Source organism: Arthrobacter paludis (genome assembly GCF_056782315.1).
Map to the genome: position 1 here is coordinate 69,433 of NZ_JBXAEW010000015.1, position 25,835 is coordinate 95,267.

Below are 25,835 nucleotides of genomic sequence, written 5' to 3' on the forward strand. Positions count from 1 at the left end.
GGCATCCGCCTGCGCCCCGGCATACATTCCGCAGGCGCGGGCCCAAGACCCGTCCCGGGGCCGCCGATCCCCCGGGCGATCGATGCGGCCGTGGCCAACGGCACCGGACGCGCGGACGCCGAGGCGTCGCTGCGGCGCATCGGGGACCCGACGGGCGCACCCCGGTGACGTGGGGGCAGGGCAGCGTCGGCTCCGGGCGCTGCCGGTTCCCGGACGCGACCACGCGCGCCGGCGAGATGTGCGCGGTGGGCTTCTCCCCCGTGCGGGGAACCCGGCTCTCGTCGGCGTGCTCCAAGGGCCGGAGGCGGCCCTCCACGGGGGGTTGGCCCGGAGGCCTCGACGAACCTAGACCAGGGCGTCGCGGCGCAGCGTGTGGAACCCGGAGTCGTGGAAGACCAGCGGCGCCTCGGCGCCGTCGAGGGTGGAATGCCCGTGGACGCGCAGCAGCACCACCGTGTGGTCGCCGGCGGGGACCTCGTTCTCGACGGAGCAGTCCAGCCACAGCGAGGCGTCCTGCAGGAAGAGCGCGCCCTCGTCCGTGGAATCGAGCTTGAGGCCGGCGAAGCGGTCGCCGTCCCGGGAGGCGATCTGGCGGCACACGCCGTCGTGCTGCTCGGAGAGGATCGAGACCCCGATGCGCCCCGCCTGGCGGACGAGCGGCCACGTGCGGGACGTGTTCTGGACCGCGAACATCACCAGCGGCGGCTCGAGGGAGACCCCCACGGTGAAGGAGGACGCGACGATGCCCTGCGGCTCCCCGTCCACGATCGCGCAGAGCGCGGCGATGCCGGAGGGGTAGCGGGCGAACGAGCTGCGGAGGGCCAACGGGCTGAGGTCCTGGGAGAGCGGCATGGTGCGTCCTTCGCGTTGGGCACACCGCGTACCACCAAAGCGGACCGCGGGTGCGGTACTTGCCGTCCGGGGGCTCCCGGAGGCCGAATCGTCACCTGGAGCACCCCACTACCGGTAGAGGGTTGCCGGCCAACCAGCCAGGGCTTGTCGTTGGCTCTCTTGATTCGTTCTCCACGCTACGGGCCCCCACAGGGGCCGTCAAAGGGGGCCCGCAACATTTCGCAAGACGCGAGGGGGCCCCGCCTGGACAGGCGGGGCCCCCTCGGGGTGGCCCGGACCGCCGGAGGCGGTGGGCCGTGCGGCGCGGCGGCCGCGGTGGTTACTTCTTCTTCGCGGCGACGACCTGCAGGTCGACCGTGGCGGAGACGTCCTCGTGCAGGCGCACGGTGGCCTGGTAGTTGCCCAGCGACTTGACGTGCTCGGGCATCTCGACCATGCGCTTGTCGATGGAGCCGAGGCCGGCGGCCTCAACGGCCGCGGCCACGTCGGACTGCTTGACGGTGCCGAACAGGCGGCCGGCCTCGCCGGCCTTGACCTGGATCTTCACCGGCTGCGAGCCGAGCTTGGCCGCCAGCGCCTGCGCGTCCTCGAGGGACGCGACGGCGCGCGCCGCGCGGGCGTTGCGGATGTCCTCGACCTGCTTCTCGCCACCCTTGCTCCAGGTGATGGCGAAGCCGCGCGGCAGGAGGTAGTTGCGGGCGTAGCCGCCCTTCACCTCGACGACGTCGCCGGCGGTGCCGAGTCCGGTCACTTCGTGGGTCAGAATGAGCTTAGCCATGGTGTGTTCCCTCTTTCCTTAGCCGCGGCCAGCGCCGGAGTAGGGCAGCAGGGCAACCTCGCGCGCGTTCTTGATCGCCAGGGCGATCTTGCGCTGCTCCTGGACGGAGACACCCGTGACGCGGCGGGCACGGATCTTGCCGCGGTCCGAGATGAACTTGCGCAGCAGGGTGACGTCCTTGTAGTCGATGACCTTGATGTCAGCGGCCTTCAGGGGGTTGGACTTTGGTTTGGGCTTACGGAGTTCAGCCTTAGCCATCGTGGAGCTCCTCTATGGTTGGAGCCCGCAGACCGGGTCTGCGGGATGGTGGATGTTGGTTGTTTCTAGAAAGGCGGTTCGTCGTCGCCGGAGCTGTTGCCCCAGCCGGCGTTGCTGCCGGCCGACGAGGACCACGGATCGTCCGCGGGCTGGTTCCAGCCGCCGCCCTGGCCGCCCTGGCCGGGGTTGCCCCCGCCGAAGCCGCCGGACTGCTGCTGGCCGCCGAACCCGGCGTTGCCCCCGCCGAAGCCGGAGTTTCCGCCGCCGAACCCGCCGCCGCCACCGCCGGAGCGCTGGGCGCGGGTCACCTTCGCGGACGCGTACCGCAACGACGGGCCGATCTCGTCGACCTCGAGCTCGTTGACGGTGCGGCGCTCGCCTTCCTTGGTTTCGTAGGAACGCGACTTCAGCCGGCCCTGGGCGATGACGCGCATGCCCTTGGTCAGCGTCTCGGCGACGTTCTCCGCGGCCTCGCGCCACACGGAGGAGCGAAGGAACAGCGTTTCGCCGTCCTTCCACTCGTTCGTCTGGCGGTCGAAGGTCCGCGGCGTGGAGGCGATGGTGAAGTTCGCCACCGCCGCGCCCGAGGGCGTGAAGCGGAGCTCGGGATCAGCGGTGAGGTTGCCGATGATCGTGATGACGGTCTCGCCTGCCATGGTGCCTCCTGGCGTCGGTTACTACGGGTGCGGAACCGCGGGAACTACTTCGCGGAAACCTTCTGGTCCTCGGGACGGGTGATCTTGGTGCGCAGGATCGTCTCGTTGAGGTTCAGCTGGCGGTCCAGCTCCGCGGACGTGGCCGGAGTCGCGGTGAAGTTGACGACGGCGTAGATCGCCTCGGACTTCTTCTTGATCTCGTAGGCCAGGCGGCGGCGACCCCAGATGTCGACGTTGTCGATGCTCCCGCCGTCCTTGCGGACGACCTCGAGGAACTTGTTGAGCGTCGGGTCGACGGTACGCTCGTCGACCTCGGGGTCGATCAGCACCATCAGTTCGTAAGCACGCATGTGAACCCACCTCCTTTGGGCTAAGCGGTCACGGTCTTTCCGTAACAGGAGGTTCTGTGCGTTGGCGTTCGCCTTGCCCGGGGCGGGCAAGGCACAAACAGCCTGCACCATCCTACCCGATGGCCCGGCACCACCCTAAACGGGCGAGACGCCCCTCACCGGGCCCCGGGCGGGGCCCTGTGGACGGCCGCGGGACCCGGTGGAGGGGACGACGCCGGCGCCGGCTACGCGCGGAAGAACTCGGCGGCGATCCGGGCCAGCCGCAGCGGGTCCTCCACGGCGCACATCTCCCGCGCGGAGTGCATCGAGAGCAGCGCGATGCCCACGTCCACGGTGCGGATGCCCAGGCGCGTCGCCGTCAGCGGCCCGATCGTCGACCCGCAGGGGACGGTGTTGTTGGAGACGAACTCCTGGTAGGGGGAGTCGGCGGCCGCGCAGAGGCGGGCCCACAGGGCGGCGCCGTGGGCGTCGGTGGCGTAGCGCTGGTTGGCGTTGATCTTCAGCAGCGGGCCAGCCCCGGCCAGCGGGCGGTTGGCCGGGTCGTGCCGCTCGGGGTAGTTCGGGTGCACCGCGTGCCCTGCGTCCGCGGAGAGGCAGACGGAGTCGGCGTAGGCGCGGGCGCGGTCCGCGGCGTCGGCGCCGAGGGAGGCGGACACGCGCTCCAGGACCTCCTGCAGGAACGGGCCGGACGCGCCGGAGCGGGTGGCGGATCCGATCTCCTCGTGGTCGAACGCGGCCATGACGGCGATGTGCCCGCCCGGCGCCCCCTCGGCCGCGTGCCCGGCCAGGGCCACGGCGGACGCGTGCACGGAGGAGAGGTTGTCGAGCCGCCCCGAGGCCAGGAACTCGTCGCCGGCACCGAAGAGCCCGGGCGCCTGCGCGTCCGCGACGACCAGGTCGTACCCGGCCACCCCGGCCGGGTCGGTCGTCCCCGCGACGACCTCGGCCAGCAGGTCCGCCCGGCCGGGGTCCCCCGTGCCCCAGACGGGGCTCAGGTGGGCCTGCCGGTTCAGGGCCAGCCCGTCGTTCGCGTCGCGGTCCAGGTGGATGGCGAGCTGGGGCAGCCGCAGCAGGGGCCCGGTGCGCACGAGGTGCTCGGCGCCGTCGAGCGTGACGACGCGGCCGGCCAGGACGAGTTCGCGGTCCAGCCAGGAGTTCAGCAGCGGCCCGCCATAGACCTCGACCCCGGCCTGCAGCCAGCCGTCGCGCCCGGTGGTGGGCCGGGGCTTGAGCTTGAAGGACGGCGAGTCGGTGTGCGAACCGAGGATGTGGAAGCCCGTCGTCGGCCCGGCGCCCTCGGGGACGGCCCACGCGATGACGGCGCCGTCGCGCACCACGTACCGGGCCCCGGGGCCCGCGGGCCAGGCCTCGCGCTCGTCCAGGCGGACGAACCCTGCCGCCTCGAGCCGGCGGGCGGCCTCCGCGGCGGCGTGGTAGCTGGACGGGGACGCGGCGACGAACTCGCCGAGATCCCGGGCGTGGGTGGTGGCTGCGGCGGTCGGCGTGGCCATGGGCTGCGTGGTTCCTCCCGGTCGGGGCGTGGTGCCAGCCATGCTACCGGCGGTGCTCACACCCCCTGGCGGTAGCGGGCGAACGCGAGCGCCGCGAGCCCCGCGGCCAGGCAGGCCCACCCCGCGGCGTCGAGGGAGAGCACCACGAGCAGGAACGCTCCCCCGGCGAGCAGCACGACGGCGACGAGGAGCCAGGGGTTGCGCAGGAACTCGATGTTCACGGCGCCCCCCCTAGTAGTCCAGGCCCTGGCTGGGCACGACGAGCCCGGTCTCGTACGCGTAGACCACCGCCTGCACGCGGTCGCGCAGGTGCAGCTTGGTCAGGATCCGCCGCACGTGCGTCTTGACGGTCGCCTCGGAGAGGAAGAACCGGTGGGCGATCTCCGCGTTGGACAGGCCCTCGCTGATGGCCCCCAGGACCTCCAGCTCGCGGGGGGTGAGGTCCTCCAGCAGCGGGTCGCGCGCGGGCGGCGGGGCCGGCCGCCCGGCGGCCGCGGCGGGCCGCCGGACGTAGGTCTCGAGGAGGCGCTGGGTGACGCGGGGGGCGACGACGGCGTCGCCACTGGCGACGAGCCGCACGGCATTGACGAGTTCCTGGGGCGCGACGTCCTTAAGCAGGAACGCGGAGGCGCCCGCCTGCAGGCCGGAGAACGCGTACTCGTCGAGGTCGAAGGTCGTCAGGATGATGACCCGCGAGTCCGGGACCTGCTCGGCGATCCGGCGCGTCGCCTCGATTCCGTCCATGGCCGGCATGCGCACGTCCATCAGCACCACGTCGGGCCGCAGCTCGGCCGCCCGCCGCACGCCCTCGGCGCCGTCGGAGGCCTCGCCGGCCACGCGCAGGTCGGGTTCGCCCTCGAGGATCAGCCGGAACCCCATGCGCAGCAGGGGCTGGTCGTCCACGAGCAGGACGGTGACCCCACCGGGGTCGCCGGGGCCGTGGTCAGGGGCGCCGTACGGGGTCTCGTTCATCGGTGTCACTCTCCGGGGTGTGCGGGACGTCCCCCTCGCGGGGGACCGTGAGGATGGCGTGGACGACCCAGCCGACGGCGGGCCCTGGCCCGGCGTAGGCGGAGCCGCCGTAGATGGCGGCGCGCTCGGCGATGCCCCGGAGCCCCTGCCCGCTGCCGATCGTCTCGCGGGGCTGGCCGGCCAACTGTCCGTCGTCGGCGACGCGGAGTCGGACGGTGTCGCCGTCGCGCGCGATGGCCACCTCGACGCGGGCCACGCCGCGGCCGTAGCGCAGGACGTTCGTCAGGGACTCCTGGACGATCCGGTAGACGGTGAGCTGGAAGGCCGCGTCGTCGGGCAGGGGCGTGCCCTCCTGCGTGAACTCCAGCGGCAGCCCGGCGACGCGGAAGCCGTCAAGCATCTCGCGCAGGGACGAGCTCGCGGGCTGCGGAGCCAGCGGGGCGTTGGTCCCGTCCCGCAGGACGCCGATCACGCGGCGCATGTCCGCCAGCGCCCCGCGGCCCGTCGCCGAGAGTTCGCGCAACACCTCGGAGGCCCGTTCGGGGTCCCGTTTGATGACGACGGCGGCGCCGTCGGACAGCGCGATCATCACGGAGAGGGAGTGGGCCACGACGTCGTGCATCTCCCGCGCGATCCGGTTGCGCTCGGCCACCTGGGCCAGCGTGCTGACGCGGCAGCCCCAGTTCGCGAGCTCCGCGTCGTGCAGGCGGTTGTTGCGCACGGACGCGCCGATGCCGACCGCGGCCAGGTTTCCGACCGCGAGCAGTGCCGCCAGGAGCCACACGGCTTCCCCGGGGTTGCCCATGGCGGCGAGTCCGTCGCGGGCCCCCGCCTCCCCGGACAGGGACGCGGGCAGGACCCTGAAGAACAGCAGCAGGATCTGGACGGCGCTCGCCAGCACGGCGATGACGAACATGCGCTTGGAGGCATATTGGGTCGACGCCGCGTAGAGGGTCAGCCAGACGCCCCAGTCGGTGAACGCGAAGGCCGGGTCCGCCGCTCCGCCGACCGTCGAAAGGACGACCGTCGCCGCGAGCACCGCGAGCGCCCGCTGGCGCCGCCACAGCAGCAGCACGGCCGTGGCCGCCGTCGTCGCGGCCGGGATCCGGTGTCCCGCCTCGAGCGAGGGGACGACCGAGATGGCCATGACCAGCAAGTATGCCGCTGCAAGCATGAAGTCGGCGGCGACGGGATGGGCGTGGAGGAACCGGCGCACGGGGCCGCGGCGGCGGCTCTCCAGCTGCGCGAAGGTCGCGTCCGGCGCTACCGCCGCCCCCCGCGGCTCGTCCTCCCCCTGCATGCTTCCAGCCTATCCGTGGTCGGGTACTGAAGGAGGGGCCGGCGGCCGTTCGCTCCGCCGGCCCCGCCTGGTCTGGGGCCTTCCGGTGGGGCCTAGATGTCCCTGCGCTGGAGCACCAGGGCGGCCAGGGCGAGCGGGACGGCCACCCAGGCGCCGAGCGTTGCCCAGCCCTGCCACAGCTCCAGGGCGTTCGGCGCGTAGTCCGGGCCGAGGATCAGCAGGTTGGACACCTCGCTGGGGGTGAAGCGGGACGCGTCCCGCACGGAGTCCGCGGGGATCAGCGACAGGGCCATGGGCAGGACGAACACCAGCGCCACGAGCGAGACGATGGCTCCGGCCGAATTGCGCAACAGCGCTCCGAGCGCGAACCCGATGAGGACGACGGCGGCCACGTACAGGCTCCCGATCCACAGCATCCGCTGGTGGGTTTCCGCCCCAAAGGACAGGCCCAGGCCGTAGGCCTCGCCGATGGGCGTGATCACCGCGTAGGCCAGCAGCATCGAGGCGAAGGCGACGGCGAAGGCCGCCACGGCGACGATGGCCGCCTTGGCCCAGAACACCGGTTGGCGGGTAGGCACCGCCGCGAAGGTGGAGCGGGCCGAGCCCGTGGTGAATTCCGAGGCGATGCACAGGACCCCGAGGGAGCCGGCGATCAGCTGCGCGAAAGAGATTCCGGTTCCGGACAGCGTGTGGACCATGTCCCCGGTCCCGGAAGGGCCTCCCATCGCGGTGGGGTCGCCGCCGGTGGCCTCGAGCATGGTGCCGATGCCCCAGGCGGCGAGGGCCGCGAAGCCGACCATGACGGCAACGGTGCACAGGAGCAGCACGACCGTCGAGCGTAGCGACGTGAACTTCAGCAGCTCGGAGCGCAGGACGCGGCGGAAGGTGACCCCGACGGTGGAGGGGACGGAGGCGGAGCTGGCGGCCATGGTCATGCCTGCTTTCCGGCGGTGATGGTCTCGCCGGCCCCGGGCGCCGCCCCGGGGGGCGGGCTGGACGCGTACTCGACGGCATCCTGGGTCAGCTGCATGTACGCCTCCTCCAGGGAGGCGGTCAATGGGGTCAGTTCGTACACGAGGACGCCCGCGTCGAGGGCGCGGCGGCCGATGTCGCGCGGGTCCGCGCCGAGGACCTCGAGCGTGTCCGCGTCCAGCGTGGCGATCTCCACGCCGGGGGCGGCGAGGGACCGGGCCAGGGCCTCCGGGGCGTCGGTCCGGACGCGCGTGCGGGTCCGGCCGGCCCCGTGGAGGACGTCGGCGATGGGGGCGTCCGCGACGATCCGGCCGCGGCCGATGACGACCAGGTGGTCCGCGGTCTGGGCCATTTCGCTCATCAGGTGGGAGGAGAGGAACACGGTGCGGCCCTCGGCGGCGAGGCTGCGCGCGAGGTGGCGGACCCAGAGCACGCCCTCCGGGTCGAGCCCGTTCACGGGCTCGTCCAGGATCAGCGTCCGGGGGTCGCCGAGCAGCGCCGCGGCCATCCCCAGCCGCTGGCCCATGCCGAGGGAGAACCCGCCGACCCGCTTGCCGGCGACCGGGCCGAGCCCGGTCAGGTCGATGACCTCGTCGACGCGGCGCCGGCCGATGCCGTGCGTCGCGGCCAGCGCGGACAGGTGGCCGCGGGCCGTGCGGGAGCGGTGCACCGACTTGGCGTCCAGCAGCGCCCCGACCTCCTGGAGCGGGGCCGGATGCCGGCCGTAGTCGCGGCCATTCACGGTGATGCGGCCGGCAGTGGGCCGGTCGAGCCCGACTGCCATCCGCATGGTCGTCGACTTCCCGGCCCCGTTCGGTCCCAGGAAGCCGGTCACGCGGCCCGGGTGGACCGTGAACGTGACGCCGTCCACGGCGCGCTTGGGGCCGTAGCTCTTCGCGAGCGAGTGTGCCTGGATCATGGCCCCCACGCTATCCACGGCGCCCCTCCCGGTCGCCGCTCCGGAGGATGATCTTGGGCGGCCCCGGCATGCTCCCTGCGGACTAGATGAGTAAGTCCTAAATGCCCTGGGTGTGAAACAGGCCCCCGGCGTTTTCGCCGGGGGCCTGTTAATCGTAGGCGGAGGGCGTTAAAACAAAGGTGTGAACAATAATCTCAACACCCTCCTGACAACACTCTACGTCTTCCTCACCGACCGTGTCCTGCCCGATCTCGGGCACACCCGCGCCGGCCGGCGCGGCCGCAAGGCCGCCCTGGACGATGCCGAGCTGCTCTGCCTGGTCGTCGCCCAGCACCTGCTCCACGGCCCGTCCTCGGAAACCCGGTGGATCCGCTACGCGCGCACCCACCTGAGCGGGATGTTCCCCGGGATCCCGCACCAATCCGGCTACAACAAGCGCGTGCGCGCCGCCGGCCCGCTGATCTCCGCGGCCATCACCGCCCTGGCCCGGGACACCGAGTCCTAGCACGAGATCCTGCGCCTGGTCGACTCCACCCCGGTGCCCTGCGGCACCTCCCGCGAGACCGTCAACCGCTCCGACCTCGCCGGGGACGCCGGCTACGGCTACTGCGCCTCGCACTCCCGCTTCTTCTGGGGGCTGCGCCTCTACCTCATCAGCGCCCCGATGGGATGCCGGTGATCTGGGGACTGGCCAACCCCAAGCTCGGGGAACGCGAAGTCACCCAGGCGCTCCTGCAGGCCAACCACCACCTCGTCCGGCAGGGCCAGGTCCTCCTCGGCGACAAGGGCTTCGCCGGCCGCGACTTCGAGGCCTTCGTCACCGAGGACCTCGGCGCCCACCTGCTCCGCCCGGACCGCAAGGACGAAAAGCCCCGCTTCGGCAGCTTCGGGCGCATCCGCCAATGGATCGAGTCCGTCTTCGACACCCTCAAGGGCCAGCTCGGCCTCGAACACCACGGCGCACGCACCATCGAAGGCGTCTACGCCCGCGTCGCCTCCAAACTCCTCGCCATGGCCGCCGGCATCTGGCACAACTGGAAAACCAACGCCCCCAGCAAGCGCTCACTCACCGCCTACGACCACTAAAACCCCCATATCAATGGGAATTAATCATCTAGGGGATCCCCCGGGCGGGCCAGGGGGTACGCCCAGGGGCGGGTCCACGGGTGCCCCGGAGGGGCCGCCGCCGCCCCTAGCGGATGAGGCGGCGGCGGCGGGCGGCGTCGATGGCGGCCGTGCGGTTCTCGACGCCGAGCTTCGCGTAGAGATGGAGCAGGTGGGTCTTGACCGTGGACTCGGAGATGAAGAGGCTGCGTGCGATCTGCCGGTTGGTGAGGCCCTGGGCCAGGAGCCCGAGCAGCTCGAGCTCGCGGGGGCTGGGGTGGGACGCGTCGGGCCGGCGGGTCCCGGCGAGCCGCGCGCGGGCCCCCGGCGTCAGGACGGTCTGCCCCGCGGCCGCGGCGCGGACGGCCTCCGCGACCCGCTCGAGCGGCGCGTCCTTGAGCAGGTAGCTGGCGGCGCCGGCCGCGAGGGCGGCCTGGAGGTCGGCGTCCGTGTCGAACGTCGTCAGCACGACCACGGGCGGCCCGTCGCCGGCGCGGATGGCGCGCGTCGCCGAGACCCCGTCCATGCCCTCCATCTGCAGGTCCATCAGCACGACGTCGGCGGGCGTGCCGCGGGCGGCCAGCCGGGGCAGGAGGGCGAGCGCCTCCCGCCCGTCGCCGGCCTCCCCGACCACGCGCAGGCCCTCCGCCGCGTCGAGCACGGCGCGCAGCCCCGCCCTGACCACGGGGTGGTCGTCGACGAGGAGCAGGCGCAGTCCGTCGGTCACGCGGCTCCCCCTGCCGCGGGGATCCGGACGGCGACGACGGTGCCGTCCCCGGGGGCGGACTCCACCGCGAGGGAGCCGCCGGCCGCCGCGACGCGGGCGCGCAGGCCGGCCAGGCCGAACCCGGTCCCGTCCGGCCGCGGGGACGCAGGCGCCTCCGCGGGGTCGAAGCCGGCGCCGTCGTCGAACACGTCCAGTGTCGTCGCGTCGCCGTGGTGGCCCAGGGAGACGACGGCGCGGCCGGCGCGCGCGTGCTCCACGACGTTCGCCAGGGACGCCTGCGCGGCGCGCAGCAGGGTGTCGGACGCGGCCGCCGGGAGCGGGCCCGGGTCCCCGTCCTCGACGAAGCGGCACTCGAGGGCCGCCCCGCGGGCCGCAGCCGCCCGCTCCGTGGCCGCGCACAGCTGGCGCAGCCGCCCGGCGAGCGCCGCCGCATTGGTGGTGGCGTCGTCGTCCGCCAGGCCCCGGACGAAGCGGCGGGCCTCGGCCAGGTTCTCGGCCGCCGTCGCCTCGACCTCGGCGAGCCGCTCCGCGGCGGCACCCGGGCGGCCCGCGCCGAGGTCCGTGGCCGCCGAGCGCGCCATGAGGACGATGCTGGACAGGCCCTGCGCGAGGGTGTCGTGGATGTCGCGCGCCAGCCGCTCCCGCTCGGACAGGGCCCCGGCCCTGCGCTGCTCGGCGGCCAGTTCGGCGCGCGTGCGCCGCAGCTCATCCAGCACGCGGCGCTGCGTGCGGCCCTCCTCGAGCAACGCCCGGTAGGCCGTGCCGAGCACGACGGCGGCCGCCGCGCCGGCCAGGGGGCCCAGGACCATCGGGACGGAAAGGCGGCCGGCGTGCCAGGCCTGGGCGCCGACGACGGCCGCCACCAGCAGGGCCACGGCGACCAGGGAGTGCCGGGGTCCGAGGACGTGCAGGTGCAGGAAGAACAGCGGGAACGCCAGCCAGCTGAAGTCCGGGTGCAGCGCCAGCAGCGCCACCCAGGCCACGACGATCCCGGCGAGCCACCAGCGCGCCGCCCGGGAGCGCGCCAGCGACGGGCCCCTGCGCCGCTCGGCGGCGGTACCCGACGCGTAGCCGGCCGCGAGGACGGCCACGCCCGCGGAAATGGCGGGCGCCCACGCGCCGTCCGCGGCCGCCGGCCCCGGGGCCAGCGCCCGCACGGTGCCGACGGCGAGCAGGACGGCGAAGGATGCGTGCAGGCTCGTGCGCAGCAGCCGCAGGACGGTGGGCCCGAAGGCCGGCGTCCCGGCGTCCCCGGCCGGCGCGGCGCCGCTCACGGCACGGGGACCCGGCCGCGGGACCCGAGGCGTGCCCGGTCGCGGGACCCGGCCCGGGCCTGGTCGCGGCTCCGGCGGCGGACCAGGTGCGGCCGCAGCGTGAACCGGTCGGGGGCGCCCGCGAACGGGCCGGCCTGCGGATCCTCCTGGCCGACCCGCCGGACCGGGTCCCCGGAAGGCACGAGCACGTCGCGAGCCACCCGGTACATGAGGTAGGCCGTGGCCACCATGTGCCCGAGCACGGCCCAGACGTAGAAGGACTCCGGGAACGTGTGCTGCGCCTTGATGTCGGCGGACTGGGCGTACAGGTACATCCAGATCGCGGCGAAGTGGAGCGCCTCGACGAGCTGCCAGACCAGGAACGGGCGCCACCGCGGCAGGGCGAGGGCGGCGAGGGGGATCAGCCACACGACGAACTGCGGCGAGTACACCTTGTTCACCAGGACGAACGCGGCGACCGTCAGGAACACCAGCTGGGCGGTGCGGGGCCGCAGCGGGGCCACCAGCCCCAGGACGGCGACGCCGGCGCAGGCCGCCGCGAAGAGCCAGAACGCCGCCGCGTTGATGGTCTCGGCGTCCACGGGCGCGAGGGCCGGGATCGAGCCGGCCGCCGTGTTCCAGGCGTGCCACACGGAGGAGAGCCCCGCGCCACGCTCGCGGGTGAACGCGAGGAAGTGCGACCACGCCGGGTAGTTCGTCAGCATCAGCGGGAGGTTGACGGCCAGCCATGCGCCGGCGGCCCCCGCCGCGGTCCGGGCCAGGGGCGCGTAGCGGCCGGTCCGCAGGGCGAGGACCAGCACGGCCCCGAGGAACAGCAGGGGGTAGAGCTTCACTGCCGTGCCGAGGCCGATGAACACGCCCGCGGCCAGGGTGTGGCCGCGGGCGAACGCCAGCATCGCCGCGGCCAGCGCGGCGACCGCCCAGAGGTCCCAGTTGATGGTGGACGCGAGGATCATTCCCGGGGCGAGGGCGACCATCGCGGCGTCCCAGGGCCGCCGCCCCGCCGTGCGGGCCGTGGCGACGACGGTGGCGATCCACAGCGCGACGACGCAGAGCGTGTTGACGTCGAAGTAGGCCAGGGCCCGGTCGTAGTCCCCGGGCGGCACGAGCAGGGCCGTGGCGCTGGCGACGAGGGACATCAGCACCGGGTACTCGAACTGGGCGCCGGCCGCGAAGGGGGCCAGCGCGTTCTCGGCCAGCCCGCGGGCATGGAACAGGGCCGGCCAGTCGGAGTAGCAGGCCCAGATGTAGGCGTTGTTCCCGCCCCACCCGTGGACGCGGCACAGGTTCTTCGCGGCGACGGCGAGCAGCGCCGCGGCCACGGTCAGCAGGACAAGGACCCGCTCGATGGTCCAGAAGCCGGGGGCGACCCGGCCCGGGTCGGCGTGCCTGCCGAGCGGTCCGCCCACGGCCTCCGCCAGCCGGCGCAACAGGGGGTCGTTGCGGGTGGGCACGGTGGTGCGCACCGGTCTGGTCCTCGGTCCCTGCGGCTCGGGCATGGGGCCAGCCTACTGACTGGCCACCGGGGCCCGGGACCGACGTCCCGGCTCCGCCCCCTCCCGGCCACGGGGCGGCCCGCCCCCGCGCACCGGTGTTTCATCCCCGGGCCACGGGCCGTTAAGCGGGCGTGGCTAGCGTGGGCGGATGCAGCCCAGACTCCGGACGGCCCGGCCATGACCCCCAGCGGACGCCGCGCGCCGCTCCGCGTGCCGGGGCCCGCGTCGGCGCGCGCCCGCGCCGGGGTGGAGGTGCCGCGGCCCCGCCGCGGGATGGCCCGCGCCTGGATCGAGTCCCCGCTGCAGCTGCTCGGGGCCGTCGAGGCGCACAATGCCGGCCTGCTGGGCGAGGCCACGCTGGTGCGCCCCCGCGCGGGCCTGCGGGGCCTCGACGCGTGGTGGCCCGCGGCCGGGCCGCACCTGCCGCCGGGATTCGTCCTGGGGGCGCCCGCCCCCTTCCCCGCGCCGGCCGGGCGTGCGGGGGCCGATCGGTGGGTCGTCGGCGACGCCTACTCGGGACGGGTGCAGCGCGCGCTCCTGGCGTCCGGCCGCGTCGGCGAGGTCGTGGTCCTCGACGAGCGCCTCTCCACCCTGGACCTCCTCCGGGACCTCTCCGCGGACGGGCCCCGGCCGCTGGTCCGGCCGGGCCCGCCCCGCGGCCCGGGCCGCCGCGCCCTCGGCCTGGCCGCCTGGCACCGGCTGCGCCGCCTCGCCCGGCGTGGCCGGCTCCTCGCGGTCACGGCGCTGCCCGTCCCGCCCGGCCTCGAGGCCGGCTACCGCTCCGTGGGGGGCCACCTCGAGCGCCACGGCTTCGAATGGCTCGCGAGCCTTCCCGTCCCGGAGCCGGTCGACGAGCCGACGGTCGTGGTCGGATCCTCGCTCGTCGCGGACGGGCTCGTCCGCGAGGGGCCGTTCGTGGGCTGGGTGCTCGGGCTGGCGGAGGAGGGCCCGGTCGGCTACTTCCCGCACCCCAGGGAGCCGCGGTCGGTCCTCGAGGCCCTGGCACCGCATCCCCGGGTCCGCGTCCACCCGTACACGATGCCGGTCGAGTTCCGGCTGCGCGGGCTGCGGCGGGGGCAGACGCTGCGGGCCCTGCCGTCCGGGACGCTCGCGTCGCTCGGCCTGCTGCTGCCGCCGGGAGCCGCCGCGCTCCGGGGGCAGCCGGTGCCGGAGGATTGGTGGACGGACGCGGCCCCGGAGGCCGTGCGCCGGGGCCATGCCGAGACCCTGGCGGCAGTGGGCGGCGGGGCGCGCTGAGCACCCGGGCGCGAGCACTCCGCGCATTCACGTAGAATCTACGAGGTTACACCTGCGCTCAAGCCGCGCAGCACCAAGAATTTCCCGAGGAGTCACGTTGTCGGACCATCCCATTAGGGTCGCCATTGTCGGCGTGGGCAATTGCGCCGCATCGCTCGTGCAGGGCGTCGAGTACTACCGGAACGCCGACCCGGGAACGACTGTCCCCGGCCTGATGCACGTCCAGTTTGGTCCGTACCACGTCAACGACGTGCAGTTCGTCGCGGCCTTCGACGTGGACGCCAAGAAGGTCGGGATGGACCTCTCCGACGCCATTGGTGCGTCCGAGAACAACACCATCAAGATCGCGGAGGTGCCGCCGACCGGCATCCAGGTCCAGCGCGGCCACACCCTCGACGGCCTGGGCAAGTACTACCGCGAGACGATCGTCGAGTCCGACGCGGAGCCCGTGGACGTCGTCGCCGAGCTGAAGGCCGCGAAGGCCGACGTCCTCGTCTGCTACCTGCCCGTCGGCTCCGAGCAGGCCGCCAAGTACTACGCGCAGTGCGCCATCGACGCCGGCGTCGCGTTCGTCAACGCGCTGCCGGTGTTCATCGCGGGCACCAAGGAATGGGCCGACAAGTTCACCGCGGCCGGCGTGCCCATCGTCGGCGACGACATCAAGAGCCAGATCGGCGCGACCATCACGCACCGCGTCATGGCGAAGCTGTTCGAGGACCGCGGCGTCGTCCTGGACCGCACGTACCAGCTGAACGTCGGCGGCAACATGGACTTCAAGAACATGCTCGAGCGCGAGCGCCTGGAGTCCAAGAAGATCTCCAAGACGCAGGCCGTCACGTCGAACACGTCCGCGGCGCTGACCGACGACGACGTGCACATCGGCCCGTCCGACTACGTGTCCTGGCTCGACGACCGCAAGTGGGCGTTCGTCCGCCTGGAGGGCCGGAACTTCGGCGACGCCCCGGTCTCCCTGGAGTACAAGCTCGAGGTCTGGGACTCCCCGAACTCGGCCGGCGTGATCATCGACGCGATCCGCGCCGCGAAGATCGCCGCGGACCGCGGTGTCGGCGGCCCGATCCTCTCGGCGTCGTCCTACTTCATGAAGTCGCCGCCGGAGCAGTACAACGACGACGTCGCCCACGAGAAGGTCGAGGCCTTCATCCGCGGCGACATCGAGCGCTAGACCGGACGCGGTCAGGGGCCCCGGCGCCCCCTGGGGGAGATTCCTCCCCGGGGGGTGTCGGGGCCCTTCGCATGGGCGGTGCCGCGCCCCCGTGGTCCCACGGCGCCCTGTCGCGGCGGCGGGCCTCGACGCGGCCCGTGGCATCGCCGGGCGCCACGGGCTAGAACAGGCCGGCCGTGTTCCCTTCGGCGTCGACGTCCATCCGCAGCGCCGCCGGATGCCGGGGCAGCCCCGGCATCGTCATGACCGCGCCCGTCACGGCCACGATGAACCCCGCGCCCGTCTTCGGGATCAGCTCGCGCACGTGCACGGTGAACCCGTCCGGCGCACCCAGGCGCGTGGCATCGTCGGAGAACGAGTACTGGGTCTTGGCCACGCACACGGGCAGGGAGCCCCACCCGTTCTCGCGGATGAGCTCCAGGGTCCGGAGGGCGGCCGGGGAGAATTCGACGCCGTCGCCGCCGTAGACCTCGCGGACCAGCAGCTCGAGCTTCTCCTCGACGGGCAGCTCCAGCGGGTAGAGGGGATTCGACTCCCGGCCCTGGTCCAGGGCGTCGCCGACCAGCCGGGCGACCTCCTCCCCGCCCTCGCCGCCCCGCGCCCACACGTCGGCGACCGCCGCGGGCACGCCGCGCGCGGCGCACCAGTCGACGACGGCGCGCAACTCCGCGTCGCTGTCCGTCGGGAACCGGTTCACGGCCACCACGGGGGCGATCCCGAACTTCGCCACGTTCTCCAGGTGCCGGGCCAGGTTCGGCGTCCCGGCGAGCACCGCGCCCGGGTCCGGCGCGGACAGGGCGTCCCGGGCGACGCCGCCGTGCATCTTCAGGGCGCGCACGGTCGCGACGACGACGACCGCGGAGGGGGCGCACCCGGCGTAGCGGGCCTTGATGTCCATGAACTTCTCGGCCCCGAGGTCGGCGCCGAAGCCCGCCTCCGTGACGACGACGTCGGCCAGCCGGCGGGCGGTGTTGGTGGCGATGGCCGAGTTGCACCCGTGGGCGATGTTCGCGAACGGGCCCCCGTGGACCAGGGCCGGGGTGCCCCCGATGGTCTGCACCAGGTTCGGCTTGATGGCGTCCTTGAGCAGCATGGCCATGGCGCCCTCCGCGCCGAGGTCGGCCGCCGTCACCGGGCGCCGGTCCCTGGTGAAGGCGACGGTCATCCGGGCCAGGCGCGCCTTGAGGTCCCCCAGGTCCGTGGCGAGGCAGAACACGGCCATGACCTCGGAGGCGACCGTGATGTCGAAGCCTGCCTCCCGGGGCATGCCCTCGCCCGGGCCCCCGAGGCCCACCACGATGTGCCGCAGCGCCCGGTCGTTCATGTCCATGACCCGCTTGAAGACCACCCGCCGGGGATCGATGTCCAGCGCGTTGCCCTGCTGGAGGTGGTTGTCGAGCAGCGCCACGAGCAGGTTGTTGGCGCTCGTGATGGCGTGGAAGTCCCCCGTGAAGTGCATGTTGATGTCCTCCATCGGGAGGACCTGGGCATAGCCGCCACCGGTGGCCCCGCCCTTCATGCCGAAGATCGGTCCGAGGGAGGGTTCCCGCAGCGCGATGACGGTGCGCCGCCCGGAGCGCGCGAGGGCGTCGCCGAGGCCCACCGTCACCGTGGACTTGCCCTCCCCGGCGGGCGTGGGCGACATGGCGCTGACCAGGACGACCCGCCCGGGTGCCCGGTCCGCGGCCGGCAGGGCGCGGACGTCGACCTTTGCCTTGTAGCGGCCGTAGGTCTCGAGCGCCCCCTCCGGGATCCCGACCGCGGCGGCGATCTCGACGATCGGCTTGGGGTTCGCGCGGGAGGCTATGGCGAGGTCGCTGGTGTCCTGGGTCTCGAGGGCCGTCATCGTCGTGTCCTCCCGGTGCGCCGCGGTGGTCCTGCGGAGCGGGCGGCTCCGCCACGCTCAACGTACCAGCGCGCGACCGAAGGTGTGGTCTGGGCCACGCGCTCCGGCGTCGGCCCCCATCGGGCGGCACGGTAGCCCCGGCCGGCCGGGCCTCGGGCCCCAGGCCCGTCTCGGGAACGCGGCAAGGCCCGCCGGACCGGCCGGCGGGCCTTGCGTGCGGTGATGGTGGCGTCCACGTGCCCTCCTGGTGAAGCGACCGCTGATCTGGCCGGCTCGTGCCGGCGGCGTGTCGCCTACCTGATGCGGTAGAGCATCTCCACGGGGATCTGGACCTCGTGGCGGGCGCGGGGCTGCGGGTTGTAGCTCGTGGACAGCCAGGACGGGTCCCGGCGTTCGCGGCGCTTGCGCTCACGCATGCGTGTCACCTCCCCCCACGGCTGCGTCGATGGGCCGCTTGCCCTGCGCAGAGCGCTTCGACGGCCGGGCGCGGAGCACCTCGGGGCCGGAGAAGATCAGCTCGGCGCTGCGGGGAGTGGTGGTGGCGGTGGCGTTCAGGGCGGACATGGCTGCTGCTCTTCCTCGAGTGGACCTCTGGTGCGAGGCCCCGGGAGCAGCGTCCGCCGCGGACGCCGAAAGGCGGACTAGCGGTGGAAGGCCCCCGAGGCGGGGTGGTGCCTCCGGGCGCGGAAGCACGCGGGAGTGCCAAACACTCCGCCGATCTCCGTCATCGAAACCATCATTCCCACCTCCTTACGGGCTCCCGCGCCGGCATCCCGGCGCTCCGATCTTGGTCCGCGGACCGCGGATTCTCATTGAGAACCCCCAATCACAATGTCGAGGGTACACGGGAGGGCGGCGGCGCGCCAGCCCGTCGGGGAGGAAATCGGCAAGAACACGCGGCTCCGCGGCGTGTCCGCCCCGACACGCCGGACCCTGGCCGGTGGAGTGGTGGCGGCGGGGCCGGCGGTCCTAGAAGCCCCAGAGCTCGACGGCGGGGGTCCGCTTGTCCCACCCGAGCCGGCAGAGCTGCGCCGTGCCGAGCACGAAGTGCCGCCCGGCGTCCGGGGGCAACCCGAGCCAGCGCGCGGCGAGGATCCGGTGGTAGTGCCCGTGGGCGAAGAGGAGTGCGTCCCCGCCGTCGGGCAGCGCGGCGCGGACCCGGGCGACGACACGGTCGGCGCGCGCGCCCACGTCCCCGAGGCCCTCGCCGCCGGCCACGCCGTCGTCCCAGATGAGGTAGTCCGGGTTCTCGCGCCGCAGGTCGGCGCTGCGGACCCCCTCGTAGTCGCCGTAGTCCCACTCGTGCGCGTCGGGCTCGACGGCGGCGTCCGGGAACCCGGCCAGCTCCGCCGTCATGCGCGCCCGGGCGAGCGGGCTGGTGAGCACGAGCCCGAAGTCGACCCCGGCCTCGCGCACCGCGGCGAGCTTCTCGCCCGCGATCCGGGCCTCGCGGCGCCCCTCGTCCGTCAGCGGCAGGTCCGTGAGGCCCGTGTAGCGGTGGGCGCGCGACCATTCGGTCTCGCCGTGCCGAACGAGCCACAACCGCGGTCCCGCGGGCGGCGCCTGCGGGTCCGGCGACGCCGGCGCGCCGGCCGTGCCGGTCACTGCGCCGCCCCCGGACCGGCCGCAGCGGACTCGGGCTGTCGGGACCACCAGCGCAGCAGCTCCTCGGCCGCGGCCTCCTCCGGCAGCGGGCCCTCGTCGAGGCGGATCTCCAGCAGGTGCTTGTACGCGCGCCCCACGAGCGGTCCGGGCGGGATCCCCAGGATCGCCATGATCTGCTGGCCGTCCAGATCCGGCCGGACGGCCGCGAGCTCCTCCTGCTCGGCCAGCTCCCCGATGCGGCGCTCGAGGTCGTCGTAGGCGAAGGCGAGCCGCTCGGCCTTGCGCCGGTTCCGCGTCGTGACGTCGGAACGGGTCAGGCGGTGCAGCCGCTCCAGCACCTCGCCCGCGTCGGTCACGTAGCGGCGGACCGCCGAGTCCGTCCACCCCGCCTCGCCGTACCCGTAGAAGCGCATGTGCAGCTCGACGAGCCGGGACACGGCCTTGGTCGTGTCGTTGTCGAAGCGCAGCGCGCGCAGGCGCTTGCGCACCATCTTGGCGCCGACGACGTCGTGGTGGCGGAAGCTGACCGACCCGTTCGGCTCGAACCGGCGGGTGGCCGGCTTGCCGGCGTCGTGCAGCAGTGCCGCCAGGCGCAGGACGAGGTCGGGTCCGGGGACGGGGCCGTCCGGGCCGGTCTCGAGGTCCATCGCCTGCTCCAGGACCGTCAGCGAATGCTGGTACACGTCCTTGTGCCGGTGGTGCTCGTCGGTCTCGAGGCGGAGCGCGGCCACCTCGGGCAGGACCAGGTCGGCGATGCCGGTCTCCACCAGCAGGTCGATGCCCGCGCGCGGGCTGGCGCCGAGCACGAGCTTGACCAGCTCGTCGCGGACCCGCTCGGCCGAGACGATGCCGATCCGGTCCGCCATGGCCTCCATGGCGTCCCGGACCCCGTCGGCGACGCCCACCCCCAGCTGGGAGGCGAAGCGCGCGGCCCGCATCATCCGCAGCGGGTCGTCCGAGAAGGAGTCCGAGGGCGGCCCGGGCGTGCGCAGGACCCCCGCGGCGAGGTCGGCGGCCCCGCCGTAGGGGTCGACCAGTTCGAGGTCGGGCAGGCGCAGGGCCATGGCGTTCATGCTGAAGTCGCGCCGGTAGAGGTCGTCCTCGAGCCGGCGGCCGAAGCGGACCTCGGGCTTCCGCGACGAGGCGTCATAGGCGTCCGCGCGGTAGGTCGTGACCTCGATGGTGTGCTCGCCCTTCCGCAGGGCGATGGTTCCGAAGGCGCGGCCGACCTCCCACGTGGCGTCCGCCCAGCCGGAGACCGCGGCCAGCGTGGCGTCCGGGTCCGCGTCGGTCGTGAAGTCCAGGTCCGGCGACACCCGGCCCAGGAAGAGGTCCCGCACCGGGCCGCCCACGAGGGACAGTTCGTGGCCCGCGCTCCGGAAGCGCCGCGCGAGGTCGAAGACGACGCCGGGCAGGGAGGACGCGAGGGATTCCGGGGAGGGGAGCTGGTGCATAGTCCCTTAAGCGTGCCAGACTTTCGCGCTTCGGCCACGCCGTCGGGCGGGCAACGCGCGGGCGCGGCGCGCAACGGCGCACGGGGCGCGCGGCGAATGGCTAGAGTGGAGTGCATGGCCCGCCCCGTACCCAGCGCCCCGAAGCGCACGCCGTTGACTGCGTCAATGGCGCACGCTCAGGCGCAGACGGGTAGCGGCCACCCGTTGCCGACGGTCGAGGAGGTGTCCTCGGGCGGGGTGGTGGTCGACGCCGGGCGGCCGGACCTGCCGGTGGCCATCATCGCCCGCTACAACCGCGGGGGGCGCCTGGAGTGGTGCCTGCCCAAGGGGCACCCCGAGGGCGGCGAGACCAACCGCGAGGCGGCCGTGCGCGAGATCGCGGAGGAGACCGGCATCACCGGGGAGGTGCTGGCCCCCCTGGGCAGCATCGACTACTGGTTCACCGTCTCCAACTACCGGGTCCACAAGACCGTGCACCACTTCCTCCTGCGGGCCACCGGGGGCGAGCTGACGATCGAGAACGACCCGGACCACGAGGCGGTCGACGTCGCCTGGGTCCCCATCGCCGAGCTCGGGCGGAAGCTGTCCTTCCCCAACGAGCGCCGCATCGCCGAACTCGCCCGGGACGTCCTGCCGCGGCATGGCCTCTGACACGAAGGCCCCGTCCGGCACCGACGGGCACTCGAAGGCCTACGCCCTCATGGCCTCGGGGACGATGGTCTCCCGGGTCCTTGGCTTCGTGCGCACGGCCCTGCTGGCCGTCGCGATCGGGTCCGTCACGCCCGTCGCGGACATCTTCGAGAAGGCGAACGTCATCCCGACGATCATCTTCATGCTCCTGGCGGGCGGCGTCTTCAACGTCGTCCTCGTCCCCCAGCTGATCAAGGCCGCGCGCAACGCGGACGGCGGCTCCGAGTACACGAGCCGGCTCGTCACGCTGGCCACCTGCGTGATGGCGGCCTTCGCCGTGTTGCTGACGCTGCTCGCCGGCCCGGTGATCACGGTCCTCACGACGAACTGGACCGAGCCCATGCTCGCCCTCGGGACGGCGTTCGCCTACTGGTGCCTGCCCCAGGTGTTCTTCTACGGGGTCTACTCCGTCCTGGGCCAGGTCCTCAACGCCCACGGGCGATTCGGCGGCTACATGTGGGCCCCGGTGGCCAACAACCTCGTGCAGCTGGGCGTGATCGGGGCGTTCATCGGGCTGTTCGGCACCTACGACGGGGCCCCCGACCAGCTCGGGCAGTGGACCACGACCCAGACCGTGCTGTTGGCGGGCGGCTCCACCCTGGGCATCGCCATCCAGGCCGTGGTTCTCGTCCTGCCGCTGCGCAAGACGGGCCTGCGGCTACGCCCCGACTTCCGCTGGCGCGGCATGGGGCTGCGGCACGTGGGGAAGATCGCGGCCTGGACGCTCGCGTCGATGACGGTCGGGAACGTGGCGTCGCTCGCCTACGGCACGATCGTCTCCGGCGCGACCGCCGCCCGCGCCCAACTCGAGGACGGCGCCACCGTGGCCGGCGAGTACGCGCTGAACACGTCGCAGCTGATCACCGTCCTGCCGCACTCCGTCTTCGCGCTGTCCCTGGCCACCGTCCTTTTCAACCAGCTCTCGCGGGCCTTCGCGGACGGCGAGCGCGCCCAGGTCGGCCCGCTGCTCGCGCGCGGGCTGCGGACCACCGCGGTCCCGATCGTCTTCGCCACCGTGGCCATCATCGTCCTGGCCGGCCCCCTGGGCCGCCTGTTCGGCGGATCGGGTCCGACGGCCGCCGACGCCGGCGCCGCGATCGGCCAGCTGCTGCTGCTGACGGCCCTCGGGCTGCCGTTCAAGAGCGTGCACTTCTTCTTCATCCGGGTGTTCTTCGCCGAGGAGGACACGCGGACCCCGATGCTCATCCAAACGGTCGTCGCCGGGTCCGGCCTCGCCGTCGCCCTCGTCCTGATGGCGGTGCTCCCGGACACGCGCATCGCGGCAGGGATCGCGTTCGTGTACGGGGCGTCCAACATCCTCTCCGGCATCGTGGGGCACGTGCTCGTCGTCCGCCGGTACGGCGACTACGGGGCCGGCGCCGTCGTCGCCGCCTACGTCCGCATTGGGTGGCTTGCCGTGGCCTCGGGCGCCGTGGGCGCGGTCGTCCTGTGGGCCCTGGGCGGCTACGACCGCGGCTTCGCATGGTCGTCGCTGCCGGCCGCCGCGGTGAGCATCGCCGTCGTCGGCTCGGCCATGGCCGCCGTCTACCTGCTCGCGCTGCGCGCGGCGGGAGCCCCCGAGCTGGAGGACTTCCTGGGGCGCTGGACGCGGCGCATCCCCGACCTGGGCAGCGCCCTGCGGCGCTGACCCGGGCCGCGCTCGCGGCCGGGCCCGGCGCCACCGGTAGCATGGGGGCAGGAATCCAGCGGCGCACGCGCCGTCCTCCACCGATCCCCGGGAGTCTATTGTGTCGCAGTCCATCGAGGCCGGTTCCGTGCTCGGCGGCCGCTACAAGGTCACGGGCGAGGTACTGGCCTCCGCCGACGGCGACGTGGTGCTCGACGGCGTCGACCAGGTCCTGAACCGCCCGGTCAGCATCCTCGTGGCCTCGTCCGCCAACGCGAGCCAGGTGGCCACCAGCGCGCGGGAGATTGCCACGGGCGAGCGCTACGCCGCCATGCAGGTCCTGGACCTCGGCATCTCCGAGGGGACGACGTACCTCATCACCAACACGGCCGAGCCCGCCGACCTGCTCGACCTCGTCATCACCAGCGACGCGCCCTTCATCGAGCCCTTCCAGACCGACACCCTCGGCTCGGAGATCTTCGGCGAGTCGCGCTCACACGAGCCGCACGTCTACGAGGACGACGACGAGTACTACGAGGAACTCCGCGCCCAGGAGGAGAACCGGCCCAAGGTCATGGACCGCCTCGAGTCCGGCCTGTCGGAGCGCCTTTCCGACATCAAGTCCCGCTTCGGCAACCGGCGCCCCGGGCAGGGGGCCGGCGCCGGCGCGGCGGCGGGCGCGGGTGCCGCCCTGGCCGCCGGCGCGGCGGCCGGATCCGGCCCCGCGGAAGACGGACCCGACGGGCACCGCACCGAGTCCGCATCCCGGTCCCGGGACGACGCGGACTACGGCGAGCCCGAGGCAGACCAGGACTTTGGACAACAGGGGCCCGTCGCCGACGCGGCCCACGACGAGGACGTCAACACCTCCGAGCAGCAGGCCGTGGAGCCGGCGCCGACCCGGGCTCAGCCGGTGGCGCAGGAGCCGGAGGCCCGCGAGCGGAAGGTCTTCCTGTACGACGAGGCCGACGACGCGCCGTCGCCCACCCCCTCCGACGGCGGGGGCCCCGGGTATGTCCGTCCCGCCTCCCGGTTCCCGGCGGCGGCACGCGACTACGGGCGCGGCCCGGCCGCCCAGCCGGGCGGAGCGGGCGACGAGGACCAGCCGCCCCGGGAAGAGCGCCGTCGGGACGAGCAGCACCGCGACGGGCGCGGACGCGCCTCCCGGGCCGGGGCCGCCGGCGCAGCGGGGGCCGCCGCGGCCGGAGGTGCCGCGCTCGGCGCCGCGGCGGCCTCGTCCGGCGGTGCGTCCGCCGGCGGAGCCGCGCCGGCGGCAGGGGGCGCGGGAGCCGCGTCCGCCGCGGGCGCCCGCCCCGCCCCGACGCCTTCCGGAGCCGGCGCGGCCGTCCACTACGCCGACGCGGAAGAGCCGGCCGACGGCTCCAGGAGGGCCACGCGACTAATCGCCGGAGCCGTCCTCGGCCTCCTCCTGGTCGTCGCCGTGGTCATCGCCTTCATGAACCTGCTCCCGGACGGCAATGGGCCTGTGGCCGGCGAGAGCCCGTCTCCTTCGGCGCCCGCGAGCAACGGTGCCCCGCAGTCGGACGGATCCGCCCAGCCATCGGAGCCGGTCGTCGAGCCGCAGGTCTCCGGGATCTTCCGGCTGGTGCCCGGGAACCAGGAACTCAACGCCGAGACCGACTCGACGCTCGGCGCGGCCATCGACGGGAACCCGAGCAGCATCTACCGGACGTATTCGTACACGCGGCCTGACTTCGGTGGCTTCGCCTCCAACATGGTCCTCGTGGTCGAGCTCGAGGAGGTCGCCGACGTGTCCTCGATCGAACTGACGGGGCTGAACGGGTCCGGCGGCGCCTTCGAGATCCGCGTCGGCGAATCGAACGACCTGGCGTCCGCCCAGGAAGTGAGTAGCGGCTCCTTCACCGGCCCCACCGTGACCGTCCCCGTGACGGGAGACGAGCCGGTCAAGGGACAGTACGTGTTCATTAACGTGACCGAGCTGCCGCAGCAGGCCAACCCCGCCAACGAGTCCCGCCCCTACGGGCTCCAGGTGGCCGACATCGCCGTCAACTAGCCCGGGGGAATACGGGCGCGCCTGCCACGCGTTGTGCAGTGCAGGCATCAAAGACCAGCGGTCCACCTTCTGCGGCCGCGACGACAGGAAGGGCCACCACAGAGTGGGCACTGAAGCTACCGATGTGATTCGCGACGTTGTGATTGTTGGTTCCGGTCCGGCCGGGTACACGGCGGCCGTGTACACGGCGCGGGCGAACCTGTCCCCGGTGGTCGTGGCCGGGTCCGTGACCGCCGGCGGGGAGCTGATGAACACCACCGAGGTGGAGAACTTCCCCGGCTTCCGCGACGGGATCATGGGCCCGGAGCTCATGGACAACATGGCCGCCCAGGCCGCCCGGTTCGGCGCCGAGATCCTCTACGAGGACGTCGAGGCCCTCGACCTGGCCGGGGAGACCAAGACCGTGCGCCTGGCCAACGGGGACACCTACCGGGCCCGGGCGGTCATCATCGCCACCGGCTCCGCCTACCGCGAGCTGGGCCTGCCCGACGAGAAGCGCCTCTCCGGACACGGGGTCTCCTGGTGCGCGACCTGCGACGGGTTCTTCTTCCGCGAGCAGCACATCGCCGTCGTCGGCGGCGGGGACTCCGCCATGGAGGAGGCCCTCTTCCTGACCAAGTTCGCCTCCAAGGTCACCGTCGTGCACCGCCGCGACGAGCTGCGCGCCTCGAAGATCATGGCCGAGCGCGCCCTGGCCCACCCCAAGATCGACTTCGCCTGGAACCAGGCCGTCACCGGCATCGAGGGCCAGGACAAGGTCACCGGCCTGCGCCTGGCCAACACCCTCGACGGCACCGAGTCCCGCCTCGAGGTCACCGGCGTGTTCGTCGCCATCGGCAACGACCCCCGCACCGACCTCGTCCGCGGCCAGCTCGCCCTCACCGACGACGGCACCATCGCCGTCGAGGGCCGCTCCTCCCGCACCAGCCTCCCCGGCGTCTTCGCCGCCGGCGACGTCATCGACCCCAC

At 73.5% G+C, this 25,835-nt stretch carries 25 protein-coding genes, 1 pseudogene and 1 riboswitch; of the genes and pseudogenes, 7 read left to right on the forward strand and 19 right to left on the reverse strand.

Annotated features, from left to right (window positions below; all coding sequences use genetic code 11):
• Nucleotides 1-345 precede the first annotated feature (345 nt).
• The 11 genes from AC1Q5D_RS13495 to AC1Q5D_RS13545 form a co-directional block, all read right to left on the reverse strand.
• Nucleotides 346-852 (reverse strand): flavin reductase family protein, encoded by a 507-nt coding sequence (locus AC1Q5D_RS13495; protein ID WP_481738979.1) that lies wholly within the window; start codon nucleotides 850-852, stop codon nucleotides 346-348.
• Between the two features lie 50 nt (nucleotides 853-902).
• Nucleotides 903-1,017, reverse strand: a riboswitch (SAM riboswitch).
• 154 nt (nucleotides 1,018-1,171) lie between these two features.
• Nucleotides 1,172-1,630 carry a 50S ribosomal protein L9 gene (gene rplI / locus AC1Q5D_RS13500; RefSeq protein ID WP_481738980.1) on the reverse strand — a complete coding sequence of 153 codons (459 nt, stop codon included), beginning with the start codon at nucleotides 1,628-1,630 and terminating at the stop codon, nucleotides 1,172-1,174.
• Nucleotides 1,631-1,648: 18 nt separating this feature from the next.
• Entirely contained in the window at nucleotides 1,649-1,888 is a 240-nt protein-coding gene (gene rpsR / locus AC1Q5D_RS13505; RefSeq protein ID WP_481738981.1) for a 30S ribosomal protein S18, read from the reverse strand.
• A 65-nt stretch (nucleotides 1,889-1,953) separates the two neighbouring features.
• Nucleotides 1,954-2,544, reverse strand: coding sequence for a single-stranded DNA-binding protein (locus tag AC1Q5D_RS13510; protein WP_481738982.1), 591 nt, complete (start codon nucleotides 2,542-2,544; stop codon nucleotides 1,954-1,956).
• A 44-nt stretch (nucleotides 2,545-2,588) separates the two neighbouring features.
• Complete coding sequence (gene rpsF / locus AC1Q5D_RS13515) at nucleotides 2,589-2,894, reverse strand: 30S ribosomal protein S6 (RefSeq protein WP_481738983.1); 306 nt, start codon at nucleotides 2,892-2,894, stop codon at nucleotides 2,589-2,591.
• A 224-nt stretch (nucleotides 2,895-3,118) separates the two neighbouring features.
• Nucleotides 3,119-4,405: a M18 family aminopeptidase gene (locus tag AC1Q5D_RS13520; protein ID WP_481738984.1), complete on the reverse strand. Its 1,287-nt coding sequence runs from the start codon at nucleotides 4,403-4,405 to the stop codon at nucleotides 3,119-3,121.
• Between the two features lie 56 nt (nucleotides 4,406-4,461).
• Nucleotides 4,462-4,626: a hypothetical protein gene (locus tag AC1Q5D_RS13525; protein ID WP_481738985.1), complete on the reverse strand. Its 165-nt coding sequence runs from the start codon at nucleotides 4,624-4,626 to the stop codon at nucleotides 4,462-4,464.
• Nucleotides 4,627-4,636: 10 nt separating this feature from the next.
• Entirely contained in the window at nucleotides 4,637-5,377 is a 741-nt protein-coding gene (locus AC1Q5D_RS13530) for a response regulator (protein WP_481738986.1), read from the reverse strand.
• The gene (locus tag AC1Q5D_RS13535; RefSeq protein ID WP_481738987.1) at nucleotides 5,349-6,677 is read right to left on the reverse strand and encodes a sensor histidine kinase; all 1,329 of its coding nucleotides are present in this window, start codon (nucleotides 6,675-6,677) and stop codon (nucleotides 5,349-5,351) included. Before AC1Q5D_RS13535 ends, AC1Q5D_RS13530 begins: the two co-directional genes overlap by 29 nt.
• A gap of 92 nt (nucleotides 6,678-6,769) precedes the next feature.
• Nucleotides 6,770-7,606, reverse strand: a complete 837-nt coding sequence (locus tag AC1Q5D_RS13540) for an ABC transporter permease (RefSeq protein ID WP_481738988.1) — start codon at nucleotides 7,604-7,606, stop codon at nucleotides 6,770-6,772.
• A 2-nt stretch (nucleotides 7,607-7,608) separates the two neighbouring features.
• Nucleotides 7,609-8,568, reverse strand: a complete 960-nt coding sequence (locus AC1Q5D_RS13545; protein ID WP_481738989.1) for an ABC transporter ATP-binding protein — start codon at nucleotides 8,566-8,568, stop codon at nucleotides 7,609-7,611.
• 181 nt (nucleotides 8,569-8,749) lie between these two features.
• Here AC1Q5D_RS13545 and AC1Q5D_RS13550 point away from each other — a divergent pair.
• Nucleotides 8,750-9,654: pseudogene (locus AC1Q5D_RS13550) on the forward strand (IS982 family transposase).
• A 106-nt stretch (nucleotides 9,655-9,760) separates the two neighbouring features.
• Here the strand turns inward: AC1Q5D_RS13550 and AC1Q5D_RS13555 are convergent.
• Genes AC1Q5D_RS13555 through AC1Q5D_RS13565 form a run of 3 tightly spaced genes read right to left on the reverse strand, consistent with a single transcriptional unit; the run spans nucleotide 9,761 to nucleotide 13,172 of the window.
• Nucleotides 9,761-10,399, reverse strand: coding sequence for a response regulator transcription factor (locus AC1Q5D_RS13555; protein ID WP_481738990.1), 639 nt, complete (start codon nucleotides 10,397-10,399; stop codon nucleotides 9,761-9,763).
• Nucleotides 10,396-11,673, reverse strand: a complete 1,278-nt coding sequence (locus AC1Q5D_RS13560; protein ID WP_481738991.1) for a sensor histidine kinase — start codon at nucleotides 11,671-11,673, stop codon at nucleotides 10,396-10,398. The genes AC1Q5D_RS13555 and AC1Q5D_RS13560 overlap by 4 nt, the downstream gene beginning before the upstream one ends.
• Nucleotides 11,670-13,172, reverse strand: coding sequence for a glycosyltransferase family 87 protein (locus AC1Q5D_RS13565; RefSeq protein ID WP_481738992.1), 1,503 nt, complete (start codon nucleotides 13,170-13,172; stop codon nucleotides 11,670-11,672). Before AC1Q5D_RS13565 ends, AC1Q5D_RS13560 begins: the two co-directional genes overlap by 4 nt.
• Nucleotides 13,173-13,346: 174 nt before the next feature.
• Between AC1Q5D_RS13565 and AC1Q5D_RS13570 the strand changes: the two genes are divergently transcribed.
• Both AC1Q5D_RS13570 and AC1Q5D_RS13575 read left to right on the forward strand, forming a co-directional pair.
• Nucleotides 13,347-14,426 carry a hypothetical protein gene (locus AC1Q5D_RS13570; RefSeq protein ID WP_481738993.1) on the forward strand — a complete coding sequence of 360 codons (1,080 nt, stop codon included), beginning with the start codon at nucleotides 13,347-13,349 and terminating at the stop codon, nucleotides 14,424-14,426.
• Nucleotides 14,427-14,523: 97 nt separating this feature from the next.
• Entirely contained in the window at nucleotides 14,524-15,609 is a 1,086-nt protein-coding gene (locus AC1Q5D_RS13575; RefSeq protein ID WP_481738994.1) for an inositol-3-phosphate synthase, read from the forward strand.
• Nucleotides 15,610-15,769: 160 nt separating this feature from the next.
• Here the strand turns inward: AC1Q5D_RS13575 and AC1Q5D_RS13580 are convergent, their stop codons facing one another.
• From AC1Q5D_RS13580 to AC1Q5D_RS13600, 5 genes are all read right to left on the reverse strand, one after another.
• On the reverse strand, nucleotides 15,770-17,455 hold the full coding sequence (locus tag AC1Q5D_RS13580; RefSeq protein WP_481738995.1) for a formate--tetrahydrofolate ligase: 1,686 nt from the start codon (nucleotides 17,453-17,455) through the stop codon (nucleotides 15,770-15,772).
• A 293-nt stretch (nucleotides 17,456-17,748) separates the two neighbouring features.
• On the reverse strand, nucleotides 17,749-17,871 hold the full coding sequence (locus AC1Q5D_RS13585) for a hypothetical protein (RefSeq protein ID WP_481738996.1): 123 nt from the start codon (nucleotides 17,869-17,871) through the stop codon (nucleotides 17,749-17,751).
• Nucleotides 17,864-18,019 (reverse strand): hypothetical protein, encoded by a 156-nt coding sequence (locus AC1Q5D_RS13590; RefSeq protein WP_481738997.1) that lies wholly within the window; start codon nucleotides 18,017-18,019, stop codon nucleotides 17,864-17,866. The genes AC1Q5D_RS13585 and AC1Q5D_RS13590 overlap by 8 nt, the downstream gene beginning before the upstream one ends.
• Before the next feature lie 405 nt (nucleotides 18,020-18,424).
• The gene (locus AC1Q5D_RS13595; RefSeq protein ID WP_481738998.1) at nucleotides 18,425-19,060 is read right to left on the reverse strand and encodes a histidine phosphatase family protein; all 636 of its coding nucleotides are present in this window, start codon (nucleotides 19,058-19,060) and stop codon (nucleotides 18,425-18,427) included.
• A complete protein-coding gene (locus tag AC1Q5D_RS13600; protein ID WP_481738999.1) occupies nucleotides 19,057-20,514 on the reverse strand; it encodes a CCA tRNA nucleotidyltransferase in 1,458 nt (485 codons plus the stop codon). The genes AC1Q5D_RS13595 and AC1Q5D_RS13600 overlap by 4 nt, the downstream gene beginning before the upstream one ends.
• A 114-nt stretch (nucleotides 20,515-20,628) precedes the next feature.
• Here AC1Q5D_RS13600 and AC1Q5D_RS13605 point away from each other — a divergent pair, with 114 nt between their 5' ends.
• The 4 genes from AC1Q5D_RS13605 to trxB form a co-directional block, all read left to right on the forward strand.
• Nucleotides 20,629-21,165, forward strand: coding sequence for an NUDIX hydrolase (locus AC1Q5D_RS13605; protein ID WP_481739000.1), 537 nt, complete (start codon nucleotides 20,629-20,631; stop codon nucleotides 21,163-21,165).
• Entirely contained in the window at nucleotides 21,155-22,852 is a 1,698-nt protein-coding gene (murJ, locus tag AC1Q5D_RS13610; RefSeq protein WP_481739001.1) for a murein biosynthesis integral membrane protein MurJ, read from the forward strand. The genes AC1Q5D_RS13605 and murJ overlap by 11 nt, the downstream gene beginning before the upstream one ends.
• Before the next feature lie 100 nt (nucleotides 22,853-22,952).
• Nucleotides 22,953-24,866: a hypothetical protein gene (locus AC1Q5D_RS13615; RefSeq protein ID WP_481739002.1), complete on the forward strand. Its 1,914-nt coding sequence runs from the start codon at nucleotides 22,953-22,955 to the stop codon at nucleotides 24,864-24,866.
• A 103-nt stretch (nucleotides 24,867-24,969) separates the two neighbouring features.
• A partial coding sequence (gene trxB / locus AC1Q5D_RS13620; RefSeq protein ID WP_481739003.1) for a thioredoxin-disulfide reductase occupies nucleotides 24,970-25,835 on the forward strand: 866 nt, incomplete at its 3' end.